Raw genomic sequence first — 18423 nt, 5'->3', positions numbered from 1 at the left:
ATCACACCGCAACAGATGGGAGAGGTAGAGATCCTGGGACGGTGTGAAATACGGATTGGAAGAATACTTGAAAGTTTAAATATATATTTTTGTATTTGGAGAATATGATGAGTGACTTCAATCCAACTGTATTTATTTCATATAGCTGGTCTTGTGAAGATCATGAGAGCTGGGTGTTAGAACTGGCTGAGTCTTTGTTGAGGGATGGGGTAGATGTTAAGCTTGATAAGTGGGATTTAAAAGAAGGGCATGATTTAAATCATTTTATGGAATCTATGGTTCGCGACCCTAGTATAACTAAGGTGATTATTGTATTCGACAAGAAATATGTTGACAGAGCTAATGATAAGAAAGGTGGGGTGGGCACTGAAACCCAGATAATTTCTAATGAGGTGTATGGCTCCGTTGATCAAAATAAATTTGTAGGGGTCGTTAGGGAAAGGGATGAAGAGGGAGAAGCCTTCGTTCCGATATATTACAGGGGGAGGAAGTATATCGATTTAAGTGATGATTCATCATACCATGCACAATATGAGATATTGCTTAGGTGGGTGTACAATCAACCTCTCTACGATAAGCCAAAGCTTGGAGTTAAACCAGCCTTTCTTGATGATAGTAGTAATCGCATAGATGCTGCCACGGCTTCGGCCTATAGAGCCTTGTTGATTCTATTAAAAAAAATAATCCCAACGCAGGATCCCTGGCAAAATCGTACATTGATTCAGTTCTTCTAGAACTGCCTAAATATACAGTTGAGAAAGAAGAGGATGCTCTTGTTGATGATGTTGTGGTAAAAACAATTGAGGACTTTTTGCCGCTAAGAAATCAATTATTGGATTTATTTTTTAATATCTCTAGGTTTATGCCTAGCCCGGAAGTTGTTAAGTCGGTTCATTCTCTTTTTGAGCGCCTCATACCTTTTTGTGAGCCTGGGCGAAACACATCTTCATATACAGAAGGTCAGTTCGATAATTTTCGGTTCTTTGCTTACGAACTTCTCCTTTACTTCGTTGCCATCATGGTTAGAGAGGAAAGGTTCAATGAGCTGGGTGATTTCTTGAAGAAGGATTATTACTCCGATTCATTGCTTGGTTTTGGCCAATATGACTCTCCAATTGTTGATTATACATTTTTTTTCAGTGATTTTAAGTCCTTGGAGTACAGGAACAGGAGGCTCAGCCTAAATAGAGCCTCTTTGCTCGCCGACTTGATCAAGGAGAGAGAGGAGTCAAGTTTTGTTTCTCACCGAGATTTAGTACAGGCTGATGTAATTCTTTACATCAGGTCAATTGTCAAGCAGCACAAAGGAGGGTTAAGTAGCCATTGGTATCCAATCAATATAATTTATTACGCCAATTCAATCAGCTGTCGTTTTGAAGCTTTTTTGAAAGCTAGAAATTTATCTTATTTTGATAAAATAAAAGTATTGTTCTTGGTTGAGTCAAAAGAACAGCTGCTGGCTCCTGGGTTGCATGAAAGTCTTTTGCGTGAAATTAGATTGCCCGGTGTTATTTTTGGAAAGCTTGATATTTTTACATTTTCGAATATAGGTGATTGGGCTACTGTTGACATGTAGATCACTAATAATGGGTTTTTATGTGTGGCCGCTATGCTTTTTATAGTCCTTACCCCAAGCTTTCAGCTTCCCTGCGCTTACCACTAGAGGAGGCCGGGGAGCTCCGGCCACGCTACAACGTGGCGCCGGGCACGTTTATCTCGGCGGTGTGCCGGGTAGCAGGTGACGAGCCCCTGGTACTGACCGATATGTGGTGGGGCTACCGGCCCCACTGGGCCGGAGCGAAGGCGCCGCAGCCCATCAACGCCACTGTCGAGAAGGTGGCTACCTCTCGCTATTTCCGCGGAGCGTTCGCCCACCACCGCTGCCTGATTCTCGCCAATGGGTGGTTTGAGTGGTTGGCCACTGATACCGGCAAACAGCCCCACTACCTGACCCGCACCGATCGTGAGCCGCTGGCTTTCGCCGGCATCTACGCCAAGCGCGAGGATGGCAACCTGGGCTGTGCGATCCTGACCGAGCCGGCGCGGGGCAGCGCTGCCGAGGTGCATGATCGTATGCCGCTGATCCTCGACGATGCCAGCCTCGAGCCATGGCTCGACCCTGACCTGACCGAGCGCGAGATGATCCGCCAGGTGGTGCGACACCTGGATGCTGGGCTTATCGAGCATTGGCCGGTGAGCCGTGCTGTGAACCGGCCTGGCAATGAGGGGGATTCGGGGTTGATCAATCCTGCGTAGTAACTGTGTAAGCTTTGGCCTACGACTTTGTAAGATATAGCTTACAAACACGACTCGCTTTTCTTACGCTGGACGATATCGTGGGTTAAATCGCTTTTCATTCAGATCGACTATTCTGATGGACAACGGGCTAGGGAGAGCCCTACAGGGAAAGCCGAGCAATGGAACGCTCATACTCAGGGAGGCTTGGGAAGGAAGCCCAAGGTTGATTTGCATACAGGGAAAGTTGAGATGCGCCCGGCCCCCAGTGGCCGGGTTTTTTTATGCGGCCAGCCCTGCTGTATTGCGTTCTTTGGTGGTTCTCCCGGCCGGAACAGTAGCCCATGCGAGGGATGCTGCGGTTTCGCGTTCTCTACGAGTTCGCCAAAATATCGCGTCTCATCGCGCCTGCCCTGGTTTCGAGCCAGGGCTTTTTTACGTGTTGGCAATAAGTGGTTCGTTCCATCCGTCTCTTTAGTTCATCCATCGTGTTCATCAGTTTCTGGCTCCACTGCCGGTCGGCGACGTTCCGATCAAACCGGGTACTCATGGATCACCGAGCGCACCACGCCCCACACTTGGCACTCAAGGTCAGCCAGCGGTATCCGCGCGTAGCGTGGGTTGCCCGAGCAGAGGAAGGGCTGGCCGCCGTGCCGCTCGTAGCGCTTCACGGTGATTTCGCCTTCCACCATGGCTACCAGAATATGACCAGGGCGAGGGTTCACGGAGCGATCAACTAGGAGAAGGTCGCCATCTTGGATTCCCAGAGGCCCCATGCTGTCGCCGGTGACTGTCATGAAGAACGTGGCCGAAGGCTTCTTCACCAAGCGCTCGTTCAGGTCGAGCGTGCGGCCTTCGTAGTCCTGGGCGGGCGAGGGGAAGCCGGATATCCCGGCACGGCCCAGGGCGAGTGGGTAGGGCAGCGCAAGGATGGCGGGGCAGGGTGTGCCGCAAGGATCGTGTCGGGTGTCATGGATTGGGCTCCTGTCGAAAGCTGGTGTTCTATACAGTATCCTCGGCATGACCGGCTACAGGCAAATGCTAATGGAGCCAGAGCCGTACAACCCGAAAAACGAGATGACACGAGGCAGGGGAATGCGAGTCAACTATCTGGGCCCGCTGTGCGCGGGCATTCATCCAGCAATGGAGGGGTACAACCTTGGGCAGTTTCCGCCCAGTTGTTACCTGGTCGAAGTGAGCGATGAGGCCGGCGTGAGCGGCCCGATCATGGAGGGTGACCTGCTGGTGGTGGATGAGGCGAAGACGGTCGGCCATGCCGACCTGGTGGTAGCCGAGTTCGAGGGTGAACAGAGGCTGTTCCGCACCCACCGAATCGGTGGCGCCTATCGGTTGCTGCACACCGTAGGGCCAAAGAATTCGATCATCGCTCGGGCCAGGGATCTGCGCGGTGTGGTGGTGAGCCAGGCGCGCCGGTATGCGATGTGAATGGCAGATTTCCTACAAAATGAGAGGCGATTGACCATATCGACGTTTTCGACTGGTTGGTAGGCTGAATCTGACGCTTCGCTATGCGGCAGGGACGGTCGCCAAGGAGGAAGAGAAGCGTTGCTAAGAGCCCCCGCTCAGGAAGAGCAGGGGCTTTTTCACATTGGGCATACGTGTTGAGCCTATGGCGAGAGCGTAAATTACTAGTGTGCTTGGATTGCTCTCCGAATTATACTACGCCTTGGTTTTGTCTTAGAGTTGAGGATAGACAGTGTTCAGCAAGCTATGGCGGAAAGCGGTCCACTTTGTGGATGATAAAAGCTTTGAATTAGGGATGGCTGTTCTGGTTGCTCTATTTGTCTGGGGGATTTTTCCAAAAGAGGTGGCTCCAAAAAAAGCAACTGATGTGGCGCCTAGCATGACAGAGATAGAATGGATTTCTGATGACATTAAGGCATTAAAAGTAGATTTTAATTTTTTCTATATTTACTACTCGAGTATTGCTGGAAAGAAAAACGTTAGCTGCATTTCTAAAGGTTATATGTCTGAGTTAGATTCGTCTGTTCAGGTTCGCGATATTCTTATTTCTCGCTATAGTAATTTGTGCAACATTTTTGGGGTGATAGAAGAGCAAGCAAATATTAATGCACGGCGCTTGATTTCTGGTGATATTCCTGATGCGGGTGAATTGCATCATTTTACACACCTAAAAAATGAAACCGAAAGTAGGATTGGTCCATTCTTTTCTCTTCCTGAGTGTCAGTACTATCAGGATCTTCTGGCAAGAGTGGGAGAGAAGGTAATAGTTTGCCGACCTTATAATATTTGGATGCAGGACTTATTGCTGCCAACTGCTTGAGCTATTGATACCCTGTATTTCTAGCTCTAGGATACTTGTGAAACCGCCGTTGCTTATCTCGTGGGCCACTTCGGTCACGATCCAGGCTTGGGCGTCGATCTCTTCCTTCCAACCGCGCAGCCTCACCGGGGTTTCCGGCATCAGTAGCGAGTTGCCTTCGGCGAGGGTGAGGCTGAATTGTGCCTGGCCGCGCTGGATCCGCTGCCATTCGGCGCGGGCGGCGGCCAGGGCGTCGGCTTCGCTGGCGTAGGTGGGTCGCAGGCGCTTGGGGTTGTCGTCGCTACCGGCGATTACTTCCTGTTGCTCGGCGGCGTCGGGGTCGTGCCAAGTGGCGACGGCGCCGCTGTAGCTGTTGCGGTCGGTGGCGGTGTAGCGGTGCTGGTCGCCGTCCTTGCGGGTGAGGGTGATGGCGGGGATCTCGATGCCGCTGGCGGTCATGGCCTGGCCGGCGGTGGTGAAAAGCAGCCGGGCGGCCTTGACGGTGGCGATGGCGTCGTAGCGCTCGGCCAGGCGGGTCAGGAAGTTGAGGTCGCTTTCCTCGGTCTGGTCGATATGCTCGATCAGGGCGCCCTTGAAGATCTCGCCGATGATTGGCTCCAGCTCATGGCGGCCGGCGATGGTGGCGACGATGTCTTCCAGGGTGAGGGCGTCCCAGCTTTGGGTCCGCTTGCCGGGCAGGCCTTCGCGCATGTCGGCGCTTCGGGCGCGGATGCTGACGGTGTCGGGGGCGCCGGTGTGCTCTACCTCGTCGACGATGTAGCTGCCGCGCTCGACCAGGCCTTCGTCTTCCCAGCCGATGGCCAGCTCCAGGGTGGCACCACGCGGGGGCAGCTCGAGGCGGCCGTCGTCGTCGGTCAGGCTGATGTCGAGCTGGTCGGCTTCCATGCCGCGCCGGTCGGTGAGGCGCAGGCTGATCAGCCTGGCATATAGCTCGGGGCTGAGGGTCTGGCCCTGCAGGCTGATGCGGTACCCAGGCCGACGGCTCATGCGAAGGCCCCGCGCACCAGGCGAAGGGCGGCGGCGTCGAGCACGCCGAGCCGCTCGCGGCGATCGTCGTCGATGCGCTGCAAGGTGATGTCGAATTCGATCTGGCTGGCGGCGCCGTCGCGGAAAAAGCGGCTCTTGCGCTCGTTGAGGCTTTCGATCACGTAGAGGCCGTAGTTGCGCCCGGTGCCTTCGATCAGCGGCCAGGCGCGGCCTTCGTTGGCCATGCGGCGCAGCTCGTCGAGGTTCTGCTGGCCGCCGGTGAATTCGGGCAGCAGGGTGCCGGTCAGGGTGATGGTGTCTTCCCCCGGGCCGAGGTATTGCCGGGAGGGGCGCGCCCCTACCCGGCTCTGGCTGGCGTGGCGCCAGTTGGTCTGGCGTTGCAGTTCCTGATAGGCGGCGGTGCTGAGCCCGAACACGAACATGCCATAGGCCATCATCATTGGTGCGTTCCTCAGTCGGTGTCGTAGAGTGCGCTGCGCTGGCGGGCGGCCATGCGGCTTTCGGCTTCGCGCAGGGCGTGCTGCACGCGGGCATCGACGAGCCGGGCCAGGGCTTGTTCGTCCATGCCTGGGGCGGCGTGGATCTCGATGTTGATACCGCCCTTGATGACCAGGCCGCCGCCGGAGGCGCTGGCCATGGGCGGGCGGTGGTCGATGGCTACGCCACCGCCGCCAGGGCCAGCCACGGCAACGCTGGCGGCTGCACCCAGGGCAAGGCCCGCCCCGGCTTGCTGCAGGCGCCTGGTGAAGGCGCTGACCTCTTTCAGCGGGCCGCGCTCGCTGCGCTGCAGGCCCTGCTCGTACCCTTCCATGGTGTTATCGCCCAGCGTGGCGAACACGCGAGACGGTGAGTTGATGCCCAGGCGGTCGGCGAACCAGCCGCGCACGGCGCTGGCGGTGTCGCCGATCTTGTCGCGTATCAGGTTCCAGCGTTCGTCGATGCCGTTGACCAGGCCTTCCATGAGGTTGCCGCCGAAATCGGCGAAGACGGTGGAGGGCGAGTTGATGCCGAGCCGGTCCTTGAACCAGCCGGTAACGCTGCCGGCCATGCTGCTGATGGTGTCCTTGAGGTTGTCCCACTTGGCGCTGAGGCCGCCGAGCAGGCCATCGATGATGAAGCCGCCGATCTCGCTGAAGCTGCGGGGCACGTCAATGCCCAGGGTGCTGAGGCCGGCGCTGATGCCGCGCCACAGCAGGCCGAGCGGTGACCAGTCGATCAGCACCTGGCTGATGGTGGCGATGCCGCCATCGAAAGCGGCCTTGATGCCGTCCCAGAGGTCACCGAACCAGGCGGTACTGGTGCCCCAGGCAGTGCGGAAGGCGGCCATGGGCGACCAGGTGACCAGGCCCTTGAGCCAGTCCCACAGGGCACCGGCGCGCTCCTTGATGCCTTCCCATAGGGCGCGGAACTTGGGCCCGATGGTCTCCCAGTTGCGCCACAGGTAGATCGCGCCGGCGGCGATGGCGGTTATCGCGCCGATGACCCAGCCGAGCGGGGTGGCCATGAAGGCAAGGCCCAGGGCCTTGATGCCGCCGATCAGCCCGGGCAGGGTGCCGGCCAGCATCGCCAGGGCGGCGCCGGCCTTGACCAGGGAGATACCGAACATGACGACGCTGAGGATCAGCTTGCTGGCGAACAGGCCGCCGAGGACGATGGCGAGGTTGTCGAAGCCGCCGACCATTTCCGCCGCGCGGCTGACGATATCGGCCAGGGTGCCGGCCAGGCGGGCGGCACCGCTGGCCAAGTCGATGATGATGGGAACCGCGGCCTTGAGGCGCTCGCCGAACTCCCGGGCGAATTCGCGGACCTTGTCGCTGTTCTCTTGCAGCCATCCTGACAGCTCGCGCATCAGGTCGGTAACGGCGGGCATCAGCTCGGCGCCGATGGTGTGGCGCATGCCGTTCATGCCGAGCTGGGCGTCGAGCATGGCGTCCTTGAAGTCTTCGGCGCCCCGGGCGGCTTCTTCAGAGAGCACACTACCGGTCAGGCGTGCCTGGCGGGCGTAGTCCGTCAGTCCGTCGCTGCCGTCCTTCAGCATGTTGAGCAGGTCGGCGCCGTTGTTGCCCAGCAGCTGGCTGGCCCAGGCGGCCCGTGTCGTATGGTCTTCGACTTCATTGAGCCGGTCGGCGACGATGCCGAGCGCCCGATCGGGGGTCATGCGGGCGAGATCCTGCGCGGACAGGCCGAGCTCTTCATAGGCCTTCTTTGCCGCGCCGGAGCCCTGGGCGGCAAGGCCGATGCGGCGAACGAAGCGCTGCATGCTGCCGTCCAGGGTGCCGGTGGCCACGCCGGAGCGCTCGGCGGCGTAGCGCAGCTCCTGCAGCTCGGTGGTGCCCATGCCAATGGCGTCGGCGGTCTTGGCGACATCATCGCCCAGGGTGGCGGTGCTGTTGGCCAGGCCGAAGATACTGCCGGCGGCGAGGGTGGCGCCGATGGTGAGGTTACGGGTGAAGCGCCGGGCCTCGCCGGTCATGTTGCGGAAGCGGCCGCTGACGTCGGCCTCGCCGAGGCGACGCAGGGCGGTCTGCTGGCGTTCGAGGCGGCGGTTGGTGATTTCGATCTGGCGGGCCAGGGCGGCGTTTTGCTCTTCGAAGCCCTTGGTGCCGCGAGTGCCGGCGGGCAGCTCGCGGGCCAGTTCGCGCACGCTGTTGCGCTGGGTCCGGTATTCGTGGCTGAGCTTGTCGACTTCACGCTGGGCGTTTTTCTGCTGCTGGGTCAGTCGTCGGGTGGGACCGGAGGTGCTTTCTAGCTGGCGGCTTATCTGGCGCAGCTCTTCGCGCTTGTCCATCAGGGCGCGGCGGGTGGCGTGGCTCTGGCGCGACATGTCGCGGAAGCCCTGCAGGCGCTTCTGCTGGTCGTTGAGGTTGCGCAGTTCGTTGCGGGTGTCGCGCATGGCGCGGCCGGCACCCTGGCTGCCCTGCAGGATCTGGCGAAGCGGCCCGGTGGCCTTGTTGATCGCGCTGAGTGTGACGCTCAGGTTGAGGTCTCTGGCCATCGGGGCTTCCTATCGCTTGGGCTTGGCTTCGTGCCGTTGGCGGGCGCGTTCGCGCCAGTCGATCAGTTCTTCCAGGGTCATGGGGTCCATGTCGGCGGGGGCCCAATGGAACACCATGGCGATATCTGCCATGGCGTCATCCACGTAGGCGGGCAGCGCTAGTCGTCCGTCTGTTCCGCCCGCTTCCCCAGCAAAAAACGTGAGAGCTTGCTCCCCAGCTGGACCAGGTCGGCGGGGTCGAGTTTGCGCAGCTCGGTTTCGGTCAGGGCGGGTTCGGTGATGCGGGGCAGCACCTTCTGCAGGCTCTGTGTTTCCATGCTGAGCAGATCGACCAGGGCCACACCGCGCAGGGCGCCCGACAGGGGCTTGCGGATGGTGACCTCGGTGACGGTCTGCTTGCCGCGCTGGATTGGGGTGTCGAGCGTGACCGTCTCGCTGGGGATGGCGGGCAGTTCGGCGGCCGGGGTGGCTTGCTCGGCGGCGTCTTGGGTCTTGGTTTCCATGGTCTCTCCTGGCGTTCAGGCCGCCGGGGCGGCCGGGTGTCGGTATGGGGGTTGGGTTACAGGCCGAGGTTCTGGCGGCGCTCGGCGTAGCGGTCTTCGCCGCGCACGCGGAAGACGAAGCCGGGCACGTCGCGTTCGATGATCTCTTCGCCGTCCACGGTGAGCTTGAAATAGCTGAGGGTGGTGGTGACGCTGATCTGGTTGTTGTCGCCCTTGCTGGCGTCGCCCAGGGCGATGGTCTTGTGGCGGCCGCGCATGACGATCTCGACGGGGGTGGTCTCGCCGGTTTCGTCGCTTTCATAGCTGCCGGTCATGCGCAGCAAGGCGGCGTCGTGGACCGGTGAGCCGAACGAGTCGAAGATCTCGACGATCATGCCGCCGGCGGTCCACTCGAACTCCTGCAGGGCGCCGCCCTGGTCCACTTCGATGGGGCCATCCATGCCGCCGCCTTCGTACTCGACCATTCGGCGGGCCATTTCCGGCAGGGTGAGTTCGGGAATCATGCCCTGCCAGTTGTTGCCGTCTCCGAAGAGGTTGAAGTCTTTCAGGATCTTGGGAAGCATCTGTCACTCCTTAGGGTTTCCCGGTGCTGAACCGGCGTTCGGTTCAGGCGGCGGCAACGCGGTCGGCGAAGTCGACGAGATAGCGGTCGGTGATGCGCTGCTGGAACATCAGGTTTTCCAGGGGCGGTACCGGCGTGTAGTCGTAGTCGATGTACAACTTGCCCGACTTGAGCACCTCGGGGCTGTTGAGCTCGGCGTCGAACCAGGCCGAGCCGCCGAGCAGGTAGCCGCGGCGGATCCACTCGCGGAACTTGGCGTTGATGCCTTCGATGATGTCCTTGACCAGGCTGGGGTGCATGGGCAGGTCGACGGCCCACAGGTGCGCCTCGGCGATGGTGTCGGCGATGATCTGCGCGGTGCGGGTGTAGTTCTCGAAGGCGAACAGCGGGTCGATGGAGCAGGTGCGCGAGCCCCAGAAGCGATAGCCGCCACGGTGGATGATGGTGGTGACTTCGTTGGCGTTGAGGTAGCCGGCGTCGGTGTTGGGGTCCTGCAGATCCCAGAACACGTCTTGCGAAATGCCGGTCACGCCGTTGACGGGCATGTTGGAGATCGTCTTGTGCCAGCCGATGACGTTGTCGAGCTTGGCGCGCATGCCCAGGGCCCGGGCCACGGCGGAGAGCTTGCGGGTGGCGCTGCTGGCGGTGTCCCAGCCGGTGAATTCCGGCCAGATGACCATGACTTCGCGGGCGCCAAAGTTCTCGCGGTAGGCGGCCGCCTCCTCTTTGGTCTTGCTGCCCCGGGCGAAGGCGTAGACGAAGCCGCGCAGCTGCTGGGCGATGCCGATCATGGCGGTGGTGACGTCCTCGTCATCCAGTTCGGGGGCGCCGAGCACGCGGGGCTTGACGCCGAAGCGCTGTTCGGCGGCAAGCAGGGCCTGCATGCCCAGCTTCTTACCTTCGGCGCTGACGCCACCGATCACGTTCGATTTCGTCTCTTCGGCATCGGCCCCTTCGGTGACTCGGACCACAACCACCATGGTCTTGGCCTGGTCGACGATGGCCGCCAGTGAGCGTGCCAGGGTGCCTTCGCTGCCGGCGCGGCCCTGGGCGGCGTAGAGGTCGGTAACCAGTACCGGGGTATCCAGGGGGAAGGGTTCGTCTTCGCCACCGGCGAGGCTGGTGTAAGCCTGGGCGTTGACGACGCCGGCGCCGGTCTCGGTTCCCGGCAGAGCAGCGTCGAGCAGCTCGGCGGCCTCGGGCGCATCATTCACGGCCGTGACGATCTCGCCGGCGGTGGTGATGATCTCGCCGTCTGTGTCGGTGGCCAGGGTCACGGTAACGTCGGTGTCGTTGACGCTGACCGCAAGGCTGGCCGACTCGACGGCCGGATCGACGTAGCGCACGCGCAGGGCGTTGCCGTCGGTACCGGTTTCGGTGGCGGTGAAGGTGACGCCGGTATTGGCGGCGGCAAAAGTGATGGTGGTGAATGCGGCGACGCCGGCGGCGGCATCGGGCGCGGTGGCCACCAGGCCGATCACCGCCGTGGCGACGGTACGAATCGGCCGGGTGCCTTCGTTGATCTCGATGACACGGATGCCGTGATGATAATCGGGCATGTTCAGCTCCAGGCGGTGAGGTTCGGCAAAGCAGGTGCAATGCCGTCATGCTTGCCCGGGCGGGCGCGAGTCTCTAGCGGTGGTGGTTGTGGATCGGCTGGGTACAACGGCGGGTGGTGGAGGGGCAGTGGAGGCGGGTAACGAAACAGCCCGCCGGGTGGCGGGCTGGGGGTGTCAGAAGTGAAGCGGCCAATATGGCCAAATGTTCGTGGCTAGTTCGATCAGCCTGTTCAACAGGTCGATCATCAGGATCACCAGTTCGAGGCGCATCATGGAGCCACCCCTTGGGCAGCTTTCACCCTGTCGCGTCGATGGTGGTTAGAAATGAGCCATTGGCAGGCGGCTCGGCCTGATTTAGGATAGGTCATGCAGTAGTCCCGTGTTGAAGGCGCGTCAACGCCTGATTCACTAGAAGCCCTGGTCCCCTCGACCGGGGCTTCTCTCGTTCCGTGGTCTATTAACAACGACTTTATCGGTTGGATCAAGCACCAGATGTAGAGGATATTTCCAACGCTACCCCTTGTATTGCGCTAACTATCTGATCCCTAAACGGCGCGCAAGTTTATGCAGATTACTGGGATCGACACCCAGTCGATGTCGGTGGTTTGCGGTGAACTTGATATTGACGACTCCTTCCTTCCTCAATCCTCAACCATAAGCCCCAGCTCGGTGTCACCCTCGATCAACAGCCGGCGCTGAAAGAACAGGGCGCCGGGGTCCTCGCGCCGGGTGGCCAGACAGAGGAACTCTTGTCAGCTGCCTCGGATGCTTGCTTCACCGGGCTCGAGGCTCAGCAATAGCCGCTGTTTTCTAAGATCAGGGTCACCAAGACGCCTAGGTCATCCACATTCAACGTGATACGCAGACCTTCCAGGGCGTCGAACTCTCCCTCTTCCAGGGGCTCGGTAAAGGTGCGGTTGAGCACCGGCTCGATCACGTTCCGCTTCAGTGTCAGGTGGACCCGGGCGTCGATGGCATGGATCAAGCGGGACGGGGCGGGTGAACGCGACAGAGGTGGCAGGGGCAACGGAAGCATTGCTACTCTCCACCGGGATCGAACCGGTGAGCAGGGCTGCGGCCATGGCGACCGACGAAACGTTTATCCTAGGGACTTGGTCGCAGAGATGCAGTGCTGTGTGTCAAGCCCAACCAGCTGATCACCGCCGTGGCGACGGTGCGAATCGGCCGGGTGCCTTCGTTGATCTCGATGACACGGATGCCGTGATGATAACTGGGCATTGTTCAGCTCCAGGCGATGAGATTTGGCAGAGCAGGTACAATGCCCCCATGCTTGCCCAGGCGGGCACGAGTCACTAGCGCTGGTGGTTGTGGATCGGCTGGGTAGAACAGCGGGCAGTGGAGGGGGTAACGAAATATCTGATCAAGCTGGGTGATTAGGTATTGTTAAGACAAGCTCAATAATCTCTTGATTTTATTTTGAATTAAAATGGATGGTGGGAATGAATTATACTGACATGTTGATTGATTTTTATGGCGAGAAGGAAAAAAAAGCAGAACTGCGTGAGTTTTTTAAAGGCTGGGGTGGAGTCACAAAAAAAGAATATGAAAGCCTTGCCTCGGTAAGAAAATTTCAGAAAGAAATGGGTTTTAAGGCTAGTTTGAAAAGGCATTATATTTTCGAAAAGCTGCACGGTGAGTCATCTAAATTTTGCCTGATGTCGAGCGATTGGAGATCGGAAGTAATTAGTTGCTTTAATGATATGGAGTTTATTGAGTATTACTGTGACAAAAATTTATACGACATTATTGTTCGCACTGCACAAAAACCAGTAACTAGGCTGCGCTGCGTTACAGCTTCGTTATACGACGAGAAATATAATTCTCTTGAGCTTGAGCAAATTGGCTCCATTCTCGAGGTGGATCGCGAATATATTCTTAAGACGAGCAGAACTGCCAACGGAAAAGGTGTGCTTAAAGTTAAGGCACATGACTCATTTTTAACGTATGGTGATAATAAGGTTTTTTATTGTGATCTAGTTGAAAAATTTGGGAATGACTTCCTTGTTCAGGATGTTATCAAGCAGCATAGTTTAATATCCAATATACATCCAGAATCTGTAAACTCTCTTAGAATGGTTACTCTAAGATGGCAGGGAGAGATTCATTTTGTTATGGCTTTTCTACGAGTTGGAGCGGAAGGGCGAGCGAACGATAATGCAGGTACAGGAGGATTATGTGTAGGTGTAAGTGATAATGGAAAGCTTGATAATTTTGCTATTGACAAAGCCCTGAATTGTATCAGTATTCACCCAACAACAGGTTATGATTTTAGGCGTCCGGTAACCATACCCAATTACGAAACCTTTAAAAGCTTTGTGATAAATCTTCATCAGGACATACCTCATCATGATTTTGTAAGCTGGGATGTTGCCATCGGCGATGACGGCTTGCCTGTTTTTATTGAGCACAATTTTAGAGGCGCTTTGTGGTTATATCAGCTGGTTACAGGCTTGCCCTTATTTAGACAATTTTCACAAGAGATTGTGGACTATCTGCGTGATCAAAAAAACAATCCAAGTGGTCGTTATTTGCAAAGCATTAACTATAAGCGCATGCAGGTAAGCAATAAAAAAAGCAAAAAAACCATAGAGGCTCGCATGAGAAAATTTGCATCAAAAATCAAAAGTATGGTTAAGAATAGGTTGAGCCGAGCTCTCTATGGACAGGCGTTTGCAAGACGCAAAAATGAAAAAAATTAGAAGGTGTGAGATTGCGGCTAATTTAACCTGATTTGGGTTTATGGCTTGCCGTTAGTACATGTGGTGTGGTAATGGCAGTTTAATGAGTCCAATAAATGATATGGCAGGTATTCTGGATGCATGTCCATATTAGTGTTTTTTGTTGCCTCTCTTGGGGTTGTAATAGCTGCATATGGTGACATTGTTTTTCAGGGTCCGATAGCTAATTCTTCATGCTGTGTTACTGGATAAGCCCTCCGTGAGGCGGGCTTAGAAAATGACATCCATTTAGCTGCCTGGTGGATTTCACGGACTACCACTCCAAATTCTCGATTCCATTCCAATCCTCGTTCTTCAACGCCATGTCGATAGCGTCTTTTCTATGCCAACTACGCCGATAGATCGCTTTGATGTGTGCCGAGGCAGCGTTGGTCAGGTCGATGGCCTGCTGTGGCGTCAGGAAGCGGTTGACGTTGCTCAGCCCTCGAAACTCAATGACCGGATCGGTGACGCCGGCGGCGTGCAGTTCACGGGCCTCGATGGCGATACCTAGCAGGTTGGTCTGATCCTGGGGTCGGGTTTGTACGACGTCAGTCTCGCCAGCGATGTTGTAATTTAGGCCGGCGGCAAGGGCGTCATCGCGGGCGTTATCGATGGCTGTGCGCTTCCGGCCGGCGAGGGCAGGCAGCGCAGCGGCGGGAACCTCCCAGCCTACATGCACGACACCGTCAATTCGCGGGACGTGGTGAGGACTGGGCCGATCTGATTTCATTACCACCATATCTTCGGTAATCAAATGATCTTGTGATCCATCTGATTCTAATGCGTATATTTGATGATTTTTAATATAATGTTTCATTAGCGCAACTCCGACCATGTGATTATACCCCCAGAAACAAGCCTGTACTGGTGTCCATCTGGAACCTGAAAGTTGTTTGGCACACCTCCTTGGCTAGATCGAAAACCAACTGCTACCCAATCATTACCGTTTTTTGAAACTTGGGCTGCATCGTGAACTGCGCTGCTGCCGGTAGTAAGGAACACGTAAACAGAAATTATTCTCCCAGTCGTATTCGTGTATATTGTATTATTGCTTCTTTCGGATGTTACATCTTTCCAGCGCTGGCCTCCTCTTCCATACCCAGCTTCCTCGTTCATCTTATTTTCAGACAACAATTCAAGTGCATGCTGCACGTTCTCCGCGCCTGCGATTCCACCAGACTCGCTGCTTAAGCCGATCTGTTGCGCGCCATGCGCCACTTCCTTCTCTACGTGCTCATCTATGGCCGCCTTGACGCCCGCTGGGTGACTGGCGCGGTTGGTGGCGGTGCCCTCGCGGGTCTGTTCGCTGGTGGCCAGTTGCAGCATGCCCTGTTTGGTTGTGGTGGCGGCCGGGTGGTCGCGGCCTTCCTCGTGCTCCTGCAGCGCTTGGGCTGCCTCCTGGGCGGTGGCTTCAGCTTTCTGGTCAGCATACTGCCGGGTAGCGAGCACGACAGCCGGATCCACCTTGAGCGTAACGGCGGCGGTGTCGCTGACCTGGAGCACCATGCGCACGGTCTGGGTGCGACCGCTGCCCTCGTCGAGGGTGGGCTTGTAGGTCTCGGGGTAGTTGCCGTAGGCGATGAGGTCGCCGGCGGTGTCGAATACGCCGATCTCGCGGATTGTCCAGCCGCCGACGTCGGGCGGGATGACCTGCTCGAGCACGATCCAGTTGGGGTTTTCGGGGTCGACGTCAGACAGGTTGATCTGGGCACGACGCACCTCGTTGACCAGGGCCTCGCGGTCGCTGTCCGGCGTGGGCATGCTGCCGCCACCGTCGCCCACGGCCAGGTGGGTGATCTCGATGGTTTCACCCAGGGCCACGGCGTTGGCGAGTTTGGCCTGGCCGATGGTCGTGAGCAGCGTATAGAACTGGGCCATGCGGCGGCCTCCTTATGCTGTTTGCGGGTAGACGGTGGCGGTGTCGATGACGTCGAGGCCGATGCCGACAAAGAACGGCCCGGTAACCTGGGTGTCGCCAGCCTCGTAGGGGTAGACGGTGGTGTCATCACCGCCGTAGCTGACAGCCCCGATATAGAACTTGCCGCGGCTTTCGCCGAGCAGATCCAGGCCGGTGACGTGGCGGGTGAGCGGTTTGGCGTCGTCGATCAGCCGGGTAAGCTCCATGTACATGGCATCGTCGATGCCGGTGTCGAGCACGCCGATGCGCAGGGCGAAAGTTCCTCGCGGCCCCTCGGGCTCGGTTTCCCACCACTCGGTCACCCTGATCAGGTAGCCCAGTGGCTCGACCACGCGGCGCAGGGCGGCGATGGTGCCTTTCTTGCGATGGACGAAAAACGAGGTGGCGATGACTTCCCGCTTTGCGGCATTGCTCCATGCCGGGTCCCAGCGGTCCACTGAGAACGCCCAGGCGAGATAGGGCAGCAGGCGGGCGGGGCAGGTGTGCGGGTTCCAGAGTTGGCGCAGCAGCACCGGCACGCGCTGGATCTCGGCCAGGGCCTCGGCGGCGGCTCGCTCCAGGGGGGTACCGTTGGGCGGCAGCAGCGGGCTGCGGTTCTCACTCATCGCTGCCCCCGATCCCTACGCTGGTGGCGGTGCAGTGGGCGGCCTGGGTTTCGTCGAGCACGACGTCGGCGGCCGGGGCGGTGAGTTCGACGCGCTGCACGCCCTCGACGTGCAGCGCGGCATGAATGGCTGATATGCGAATGTCTCGGCCAAGGCGACGTTGCTCGCTGATGTAGCGCTCGAGCGAGGCCTCGGCGGCGTCGAGGACAGGCTCCTGCTCGGGCCCGGGGTAGATGTAGAGGGTGGCATCGATGCTGTACTCGACGATCTCCGCCGACTGGACTGTCAGGCGGTCGCCGACCGGGCGAATGTCTTCGGCGGATAGCACAGCCGTGACGATGTCGATCAGCTCCTGGCTGGCGTTACCGTCGCCCTCGGTGGATAGCAGAGTGACCAGGGCCTCGGCGGGCTCGGGGCTGATGGCAGTGGCGTCGGCAATGCGGCCGTCGGCGCTGCGGGCGTGGAATTCATAGGCGCCGCGGGGGCCGGCGACGCTGAGCCCTTCCCATGCCTGCTGGGCGCGTATCCGAAGATCGTCGTTGCTCTCGTAAGTGGGCGGTACCGGCGGGGTGGCGTTGGGGTCGCCCTCGTCGATCACCAGGCGCTCGACCTCGAAGTTGGCGACCAGGTTGTCGAGGTCCTCGTCTCGACTGTGCGCGAGCATGACCGCCCGGGCCGCTTCGTTGACCCGCTGTCGCCAGATCAATTCGCGGTAGGCGTTTTCCTGCAGCAGCTTGGTGAGGGGCTCGGACTCCAGGGCCAGGGTGGCCTCGACCTCGTCGCGGCGGCTGGCTGGCACCAGGTCGATCAGGGCGGCGCGGCGCTCAGCGAATACGGCTTCGTAGTCGAGGGGCTCGACCACGTTGGGCGCGGGCAGCTGGGATAGGTCGATGGTGCCGGTCATGTGATGGGCACCTCGAGCTGTATCGGCTGAGCCTCTCCACTACCCCCGCGGGTCTGGCCGTCGATCTCAAGCACGGCGGTGCCGGGGTGGTCGGCGCTGACGCTGCGGCGGATGGCGGTGACGTTGATGCGGGGCTCCCAGCGAAGCAGGGCGATGACGGTGGCGGCGTAGGCCTGGAGCAGCGTGGCGTCATGCAACGGCTGGTCAATCAGGTCGGGCAGGAGACTGCCGTAGTCGCGGCGCATGACACGCGAGCCGATGGGCGTGGTGAGAATGTCGCGCACGCTCTGGCGGATATGCTCGAGGCCATCCAGGGGCTGACCGGTATGGGCGTTCATGCCTGCCATCTACTCGACTCCATAGGTGCCGGCGGAGCTGCCGGAGGTTACCGGCACTTCGGCGTTGCTCTGAACCTCGTCGACCACGGCGTTGGCGATGGCCTCGGCCATGCGATTCACCCAGGAGTGTTCACCGGTAGCGGTGGCACCCTGGGCGGCCATCTCGCTGACGATGCGGCTCTTGAGCTGCGCCTTGCTGAGTGCCATCTATTTGCCCGCCGTGACTGTGCTGGACCCGTCGCCGTGCGGGTTGCCGGTGAAATGGCAGATGTGCCCCGTGGTGACGACAGGATCACCGCCGTTGTGCCGGATGCTGGGGGCTTCGACGGTGACTTCGCCGGTGGCCTTGACTTCGATAGGGCCGACGCAGTCGATCAGAAGGCGGTTTGCTTCGTGGTCGTACTCGATGTGGGTGCCGTCGGGTAGCCAGCGGCCTATCACGTTGGGATTGCTCGAAGGGGCGGGGTGGGCTTGCTGGTAAAGGGCCAGCATGACGAAGCCCGCGGAAAGGTCACCGCCAGGCGATATCACGACGACCTGTTCACCGACGGTGGGTGGGTTCCAGGTGCGCGAGGTGCCGGCGCGGCTTTCGATCCAGGGCAACCAGCCGGTGAGCAGACCGCCGGCCTTCACACGCACCCGCGCGGCGGCGTGATCCACCTCGGCGATGGTGCCCAGGCGGATCAGGTTGTGAATCAGTCGAAGTAGTTCGGCGGCGTTGTTCATGCCGCCATGCTTGCCCGGGCGGGCGCGAGTCTCTAGCGGTGGCGG

At 58.8% G+C, this 18423-nt stretch carries 24 protein-coding genes; 6 read left to right on the top strand and 18 right to left on the bottom strand.

The features are described from left to right. The first annotated feature begins 107 nt into the window (after positions 1-107). From Q427_RS29035 to Q427_RS15590, 3 genes are read left to right on the top strand one after another with little or no spacing between them, the layout of a single operon-like run. A complete protein-coding gene (locus Q427_RS29035; RefSeq protein WP_197030673.1) occupies positions 108-734 on the top strand; it encodes a toll/interleukin-1 receptor domain-containing protein in 627 nt (208 codons plus the stop codon). 53 nt (positions 735-787) lie between these two features. Continuing rightward, complete coding sequence (locus Q427_RS29030; RefSeq protein WP_155833585.1) at positions 788-1576, top strand: hypothetical protein; 789 nt, start codon at positions 788-790, stop codon at positions 1574-1576. Between the two features lie 20 nt (positions 1577-1596). Then, positions 1597-2256, top strand: coding sequence for an SOS response-associated peptidase (locus Q427_RS15590; protein ID WP_043515546.1), 660 nt, complete (start codon positions 1597-1599; stop codon positions 2254-2256). 512 nt (positions 2257-2768) lie between these two features. Here the strand turns inward: Q427_RS15590 and Q427_RS15585 are convergent. After that, the gene (locus tag Q427_RS15585) at positions 2769-3257 is read right to left on the bottom strand and encodes a LexA family protein (RefSeq protein ID WP_081786032.1); all 489 of its coding nucleotides are present in this window, start codon (positions 3255-3257) and stop codon (positions 2769-2771) included. A 73-nt stretch (positions 3258-3330) separates the two neighbouring features. Between Q427_RS15585 and Q427_RS15580 the strand changes: the two genes are divergently transcribed. Together Q427_RS15580 and Q427_RS31400 are read left to right on the top strand one after the other, a co-directional pair. After that, positions 3331-3681, top strand: a complete 351-nt coding sequence (locus Q427_RS15580; protein WP_043515543.1) for a LexA family protein — start codon at positions 3331-3333, stop codon at positions 3679-3681. A 271-nt stretch (positions 3682-3952) separates the two neighbouring features. Further along, complete coding sequence (locus Q427_RS31400; RefSeq protein WP_155833584.1) at positions 3953-4540, top strand: hypothetical protein; 588 nt, start codon at positions 3953-3955, stop codon at positions 4538-4540. Here the strand turns inward: Q427_RS31400 and Q427_RS15575 are convergent. The 10 genes from Q427_RS15575 to Q427_RS35430 form a co-directional block, all read right to left on the bottom strand. After that, positions 4520-5527 (bottom strand): contractile injection system protein, VgrG/Pvc8 family, encoded by a 1008-nt coding sequence (locus Q427_RS15575; protein ID WP_043515539.1) that lies wholly within the window; start codon positions 5525-5527, stop codon positions 4520-4522. The genes Q427_RS31400 and Q427_RS15575 overlap by 21 nt on opposite strands. Then, positions 5524-5967, bottom strand: coding sequence for a phage tail protein (locus Q427_RS15570; RefSeq protein ID WP_043515537.1), 444 nt, complete (start codon positions 5965-5967; stop codon positions 5524-5526). Before Q427_RS15570 ends, Q427_RS15575 begins: the two co-directional genes overlap by 4 nt. A gap of 11 nt (positions 5968-5978) precedes the next feature. Then, a complete protein-coding gene (locus Q427_RS15565) occupies positions 5979-8522 on the bottom strand; it encodes a hypothetical protein (RefSeq protein ID WP_043515535.1) in 2544 nt (847 codons plus the stop codon). Positions 8523-8531: 9 nt separating this feature from the next. After that, positions 8532-8654 carry a GpE family phage tail protein gene (locus Q427_RS30290; protein WP_043515532.1) on the bottom strand — a complete coding sequence of 41 codons (123 nt, stop codon included), beginning with the start codon at positions 8652-8654 and terminating at the stop codon, positions 8532-8534. A gap of 26 nt (positions 8655-8680) precedes the next feature. Further along, positions 8681-9025, bottom strand: a complete 345-nt coding sequence (locus Q427_RS15555) for a phage tail assembly protein (protein ID WP_081786031.1) — start codon at positions 9023-9025, stop codon at positions 8681-8683. A gap of 56 nt (positions 9026-9081) precedes the next feature. Then, the gene (locus tag Q427_RS15550) at positions 9082-9588 is read right to left on the bottom strand and encodes a phage major tail tube protein (RefSeq protein ID WP_043515530.1); all 507 of its coding nucleotides are present in this window, start codon (positions 9586-9588) and stop codon (positions 9082-9084) included. Between the two features lie 43 nt (positions 9589-9631). Continuing rightward, positions 9632-11146: a phage tail sheath protein gene (locus tag Q427_RS15545; protein ID WP_051496431.1), complete on the bottom strand. Its 1515-nt coding sequence runs from the start codon at positions 11144-11146 to the stop codon at positions 9632-9634. Positions 11147-11787: 641 nt separating this feature from the next. Beyond that, positions 11788-11853: a hypothetical protein gene (locus Q427_RS34200; RefSeq protein ID WP_231613724.1), complete on the bottom strand. Its 66-nt coding sequence runs from the start codon at positions 11851-11853 to the stop codon at positions 11788-11790. An 83-nt stretch (positions 11854-11936) separates the two neighbouring features. Further along, on the bottom strand, positions 11937-12182 hold the full coding sequence (locus Q427_RS34195; RefSeq protein WP_051496430.1) for a hypothetical protein: 246 nt from the start codon (positions 12180-12182) through the stop codon (positions 11937-11939). Positions 12183-12250: 68 nt separating this feature from the next. Next, positions 12251-12385: a hypothetical protein gene (locus tag Q427_RS35430; protein ID WP_269321255.1), complete on the bottom strand. Its 135-nt coding sequence runs from the start codon at positions 12383-12385 to the stop codon at positions 12251-12253. A gap of 221 nt (positions 12386-12606) precedes the next feature. Here Q427_RS35430 and Q427_RS30280 point away from each other — a divergent pair, with 221 nt between their 5' ends. Then, positions 12607-13866 carry a sugar-transfer associated ATP-grasp domain-containing protein gene (locus Q427_RS30280; protein WP_197030672.1) on the top strand — a complete coding sequence of 420 codons (1260 nt, stop codon included), beginning with the start codon at positions 12607-12609 and terminating at the stop codon, positions 13864-13866. A gap of 292 nt (positions 13867-14158) precedes the next feature. On the opposite strand, the gene Q427_RS15530 is transcribed toward Q427_RS30280, so the two are convergent. Genes Q427_RS15530 through Q427_RS15500 form a run of 7 tightly spaced genes read right to left on the bottom strand, consistent with a single transcriptional unit; the run spans position 14159 to position 18378 of the window. Beyond that, positions 14159-14704, bottom strand: a complete 546-nt coding sequence (locus Q427_RS15530; RefSeq protein WP_197030671.1) for a DUF4376 domain-containing protein — start codon at positions 14702-14704, stop codon at positions 14159-14161. Beyond that, positions 14704-15765 carry a phage tail protein gene (locus Q427_RS15525; RefSeq protein WP_051496429.1) on the bottom strand — a complete coding sequence of 354 codons (1062 nt, stop codon included), beginning with the start codon at positions 15763-15765 and terminating at the stop codon, positions 14704-14706. The genes Q427_RS15530 and Q427_RS15525 overlap by 1 nt, the downstream gene beginning before the upstream one ends. Positions 15766-15777: 12 nt before the next feature. Next, positions 15778-16410, bottom strand: coding sequence for a phage tail protein I (locus Q427_RS15520; protein ID WP_043515523.1), 633 nt, complete (start codon positions 16408-16410; stop codon positions 15778-15780). Beyond that, positions 16403-17314, bottom strand: coding sequence for a baseplate assembly protein (locus Q427_RS15515; protein ID WP_043515521.1), 912 nt, complete (start codon positions 17312-17314; stop codon positions 16403-16405). The genes Q427_RS15520 and Q427_RS15515 overlap by 8 nt, the downstream gene beginning before the upstream one ends. Continuing rightward, positions 17311-17661 (bottom strand): GPW/gp25 family protein, encoded by a 351-nt coding sequence (locus Q427_RS15510; RefSeq protein WP_043515519.1) that lies wholly within the window; start codon positions 17659-17661, stop codon positions 17311-17313. Before Q427_RS15510 ends, Q427_RS15515 begins: the two co-directional genes overlap by 4 nt. Further along, a complete protein-coding gene (locus tag Q427_RS15505; protein WP_043515516.1) occupies positions 17662-17859 on the bottom strand; it encodes a hypothetical protein in 198 nt (65 codons plus the stop codon). Then, the gene (locus Q427_RS15500) at positions 17860-18378 is read right to left on the bottom strand and encodes a phage baseplate assembly protein V (protein ID WP_043515514.1); all 519 of its coding nucleotides are present in this window, start codon (positions 18376-18378) and stop codon (positions 17860-17862) included. Positions 18379-18423 lie beyond the last annotated feature (45 nt).

Source organism: Halomonas sp. BC04 (assembly GCF_000568385.1).
Note: the sequence above shows the minus strand (reverse complement) of the source record. Positions and strands in the feature narration are given on the sequence as shown.

Coding starts and splice junctions, on each gene's coding strand:
- Q427_RS29035 (WP_197030673.1), top strand. CDS start 108: ATGAGTGACTTCAATCCAACTGTATTTATTTCATATAGCTGGTCTTGT.
- Q427_RS15590 (WP_043515546.1), top strand. CDS start 1,597: ATGTGTGGCCGCTATGCTTTTTATAGTCCTTACCCCAAGCTTTCAGCT.
- Q427_RS15585 (WP_081786032.1), bottom strand. CDS start 3,257: ATGCCGAGGATACTGTATAGAACACCAGCTTTCGACAGGAGCCCAATC.
- Q427_RS15580 (WP_043515543.1), top strand. CDS start 3,331: ATGCGAGTCAACTATCTGGGCCCGCTGTGCGCGGGCATTCATCCAGCA.
- Q427_RS15575 (WP_043515539.1), bottom strand. CDS start 5,527: ATGAGCCGTCGGCCTGGGTACCGCATCAGCCTGCAGGGCCAGACCCTC.
- Q427_RS15570 (WP_043515537.1), bottom strand. CDS start 5,967: ATGATGATGGCCTATGGCATGTTCGTGTTCGGGCTCAGCACCGCCGCC.
- Q427_RS15565 (WP_043515535.1), bottom strand. CDS start 8,522: ATGGCCAGAGACCTCAACCTGAGCGTCACACTCAGCGCGATCAACAAG.
- Q427_RS30290 (WP_043515532.1), bottom strand. CDS start 8,654: ATGGCAGATATCGCCATGGTGTTCCATTGGGCCCCCGCCGACATGGAC.
- Q427_RS15555 (WP_081786031.1), bottom strand. CDS start 9,025: ATGGAAACCAAGACCCAAGACGCCGCCGAGCAAGCCACCCCGGCCGCC.
- Q427_RS15550 (WP_043515530.1), bottom strand. CDS start 9,588: ATGCTTCCCAAGATCCTGAAAGACTTCAACCTCTTCGGAGACGGCAAC.
- Q427_RS15545 (WP_051496431.1), bottom strand. CDS start 11,146: ATGCCCGATTATCATCACGGCATCCGTGTCATCGAGATCAACGAAGGC.
- Q427_RS34195 (WP_051496430.1), bottom strand. CDS start 12,182: ATGCTTCCGTTGCCCCTGCCACCTCTGTCGCGTTCACCCGCCCCGTCC.
- Q427_RS35430 (WP_269321255.1), bottom strand. CDS start 12,385: ATGCCCAGTTATCATCACGGCATCCGTGTCATCGAGATCAACGAAGGC.
- Q427_RS30280 (WP_197030672.1), top strand. CDS start 12,607: ATGAATTATACTGACATGTTGATTGATTTTTATGGCGAGAAGGAAAAA.
- Q427_RS15530 (WP_197030671.1), bottom strand. CDS start 14,704: ATGAAACATTATATTAAAAATCATCAAATATACGCATTAGAATCAGAT.
- Q427_RS15525 (WP_051496429.1), bottom strand. CDS start 15,765: ATGGCCCAGTTCTATACGCTGCTCACGACCATCGGCCAGGCCAAACTC.
- Q427_RS15520 (WP_043515523.1), bottom strand. CDS start 16,410: ATGAGTGAGAACCGCAGCCCGCTGCTGCCGCCCAACGGTACCCCCCTG.
- Q427_RS15515 (WP_043515521.1), bottom strand. CDS start 17,314: ATGACCGGCACCATCGACCTATCCCAGCTGCCCGCGCCCAACGTGGTC.
- Q427_RS15510 (WP_043515519.1), bottom strand. CDS start 17,661: ATGGCAGGCATGAACGCCCATACCGGTCAGCCCCTGGATGGCCTCGAG.
- Q427_RS15505 (WP_043515516.1), bottom strand. CDS start 17,859: ATGGCACTCAGCAAGGCGCAGCTCAAGAGCCGCATCGTCAGCGAGATG.
- Q427_RS15500 (WP_043515514.1), bottom strand. CDS start 18,378: ATGAACAACGCCGCCGAACTACTTCGACTGATTCACAACCTGATCCGC.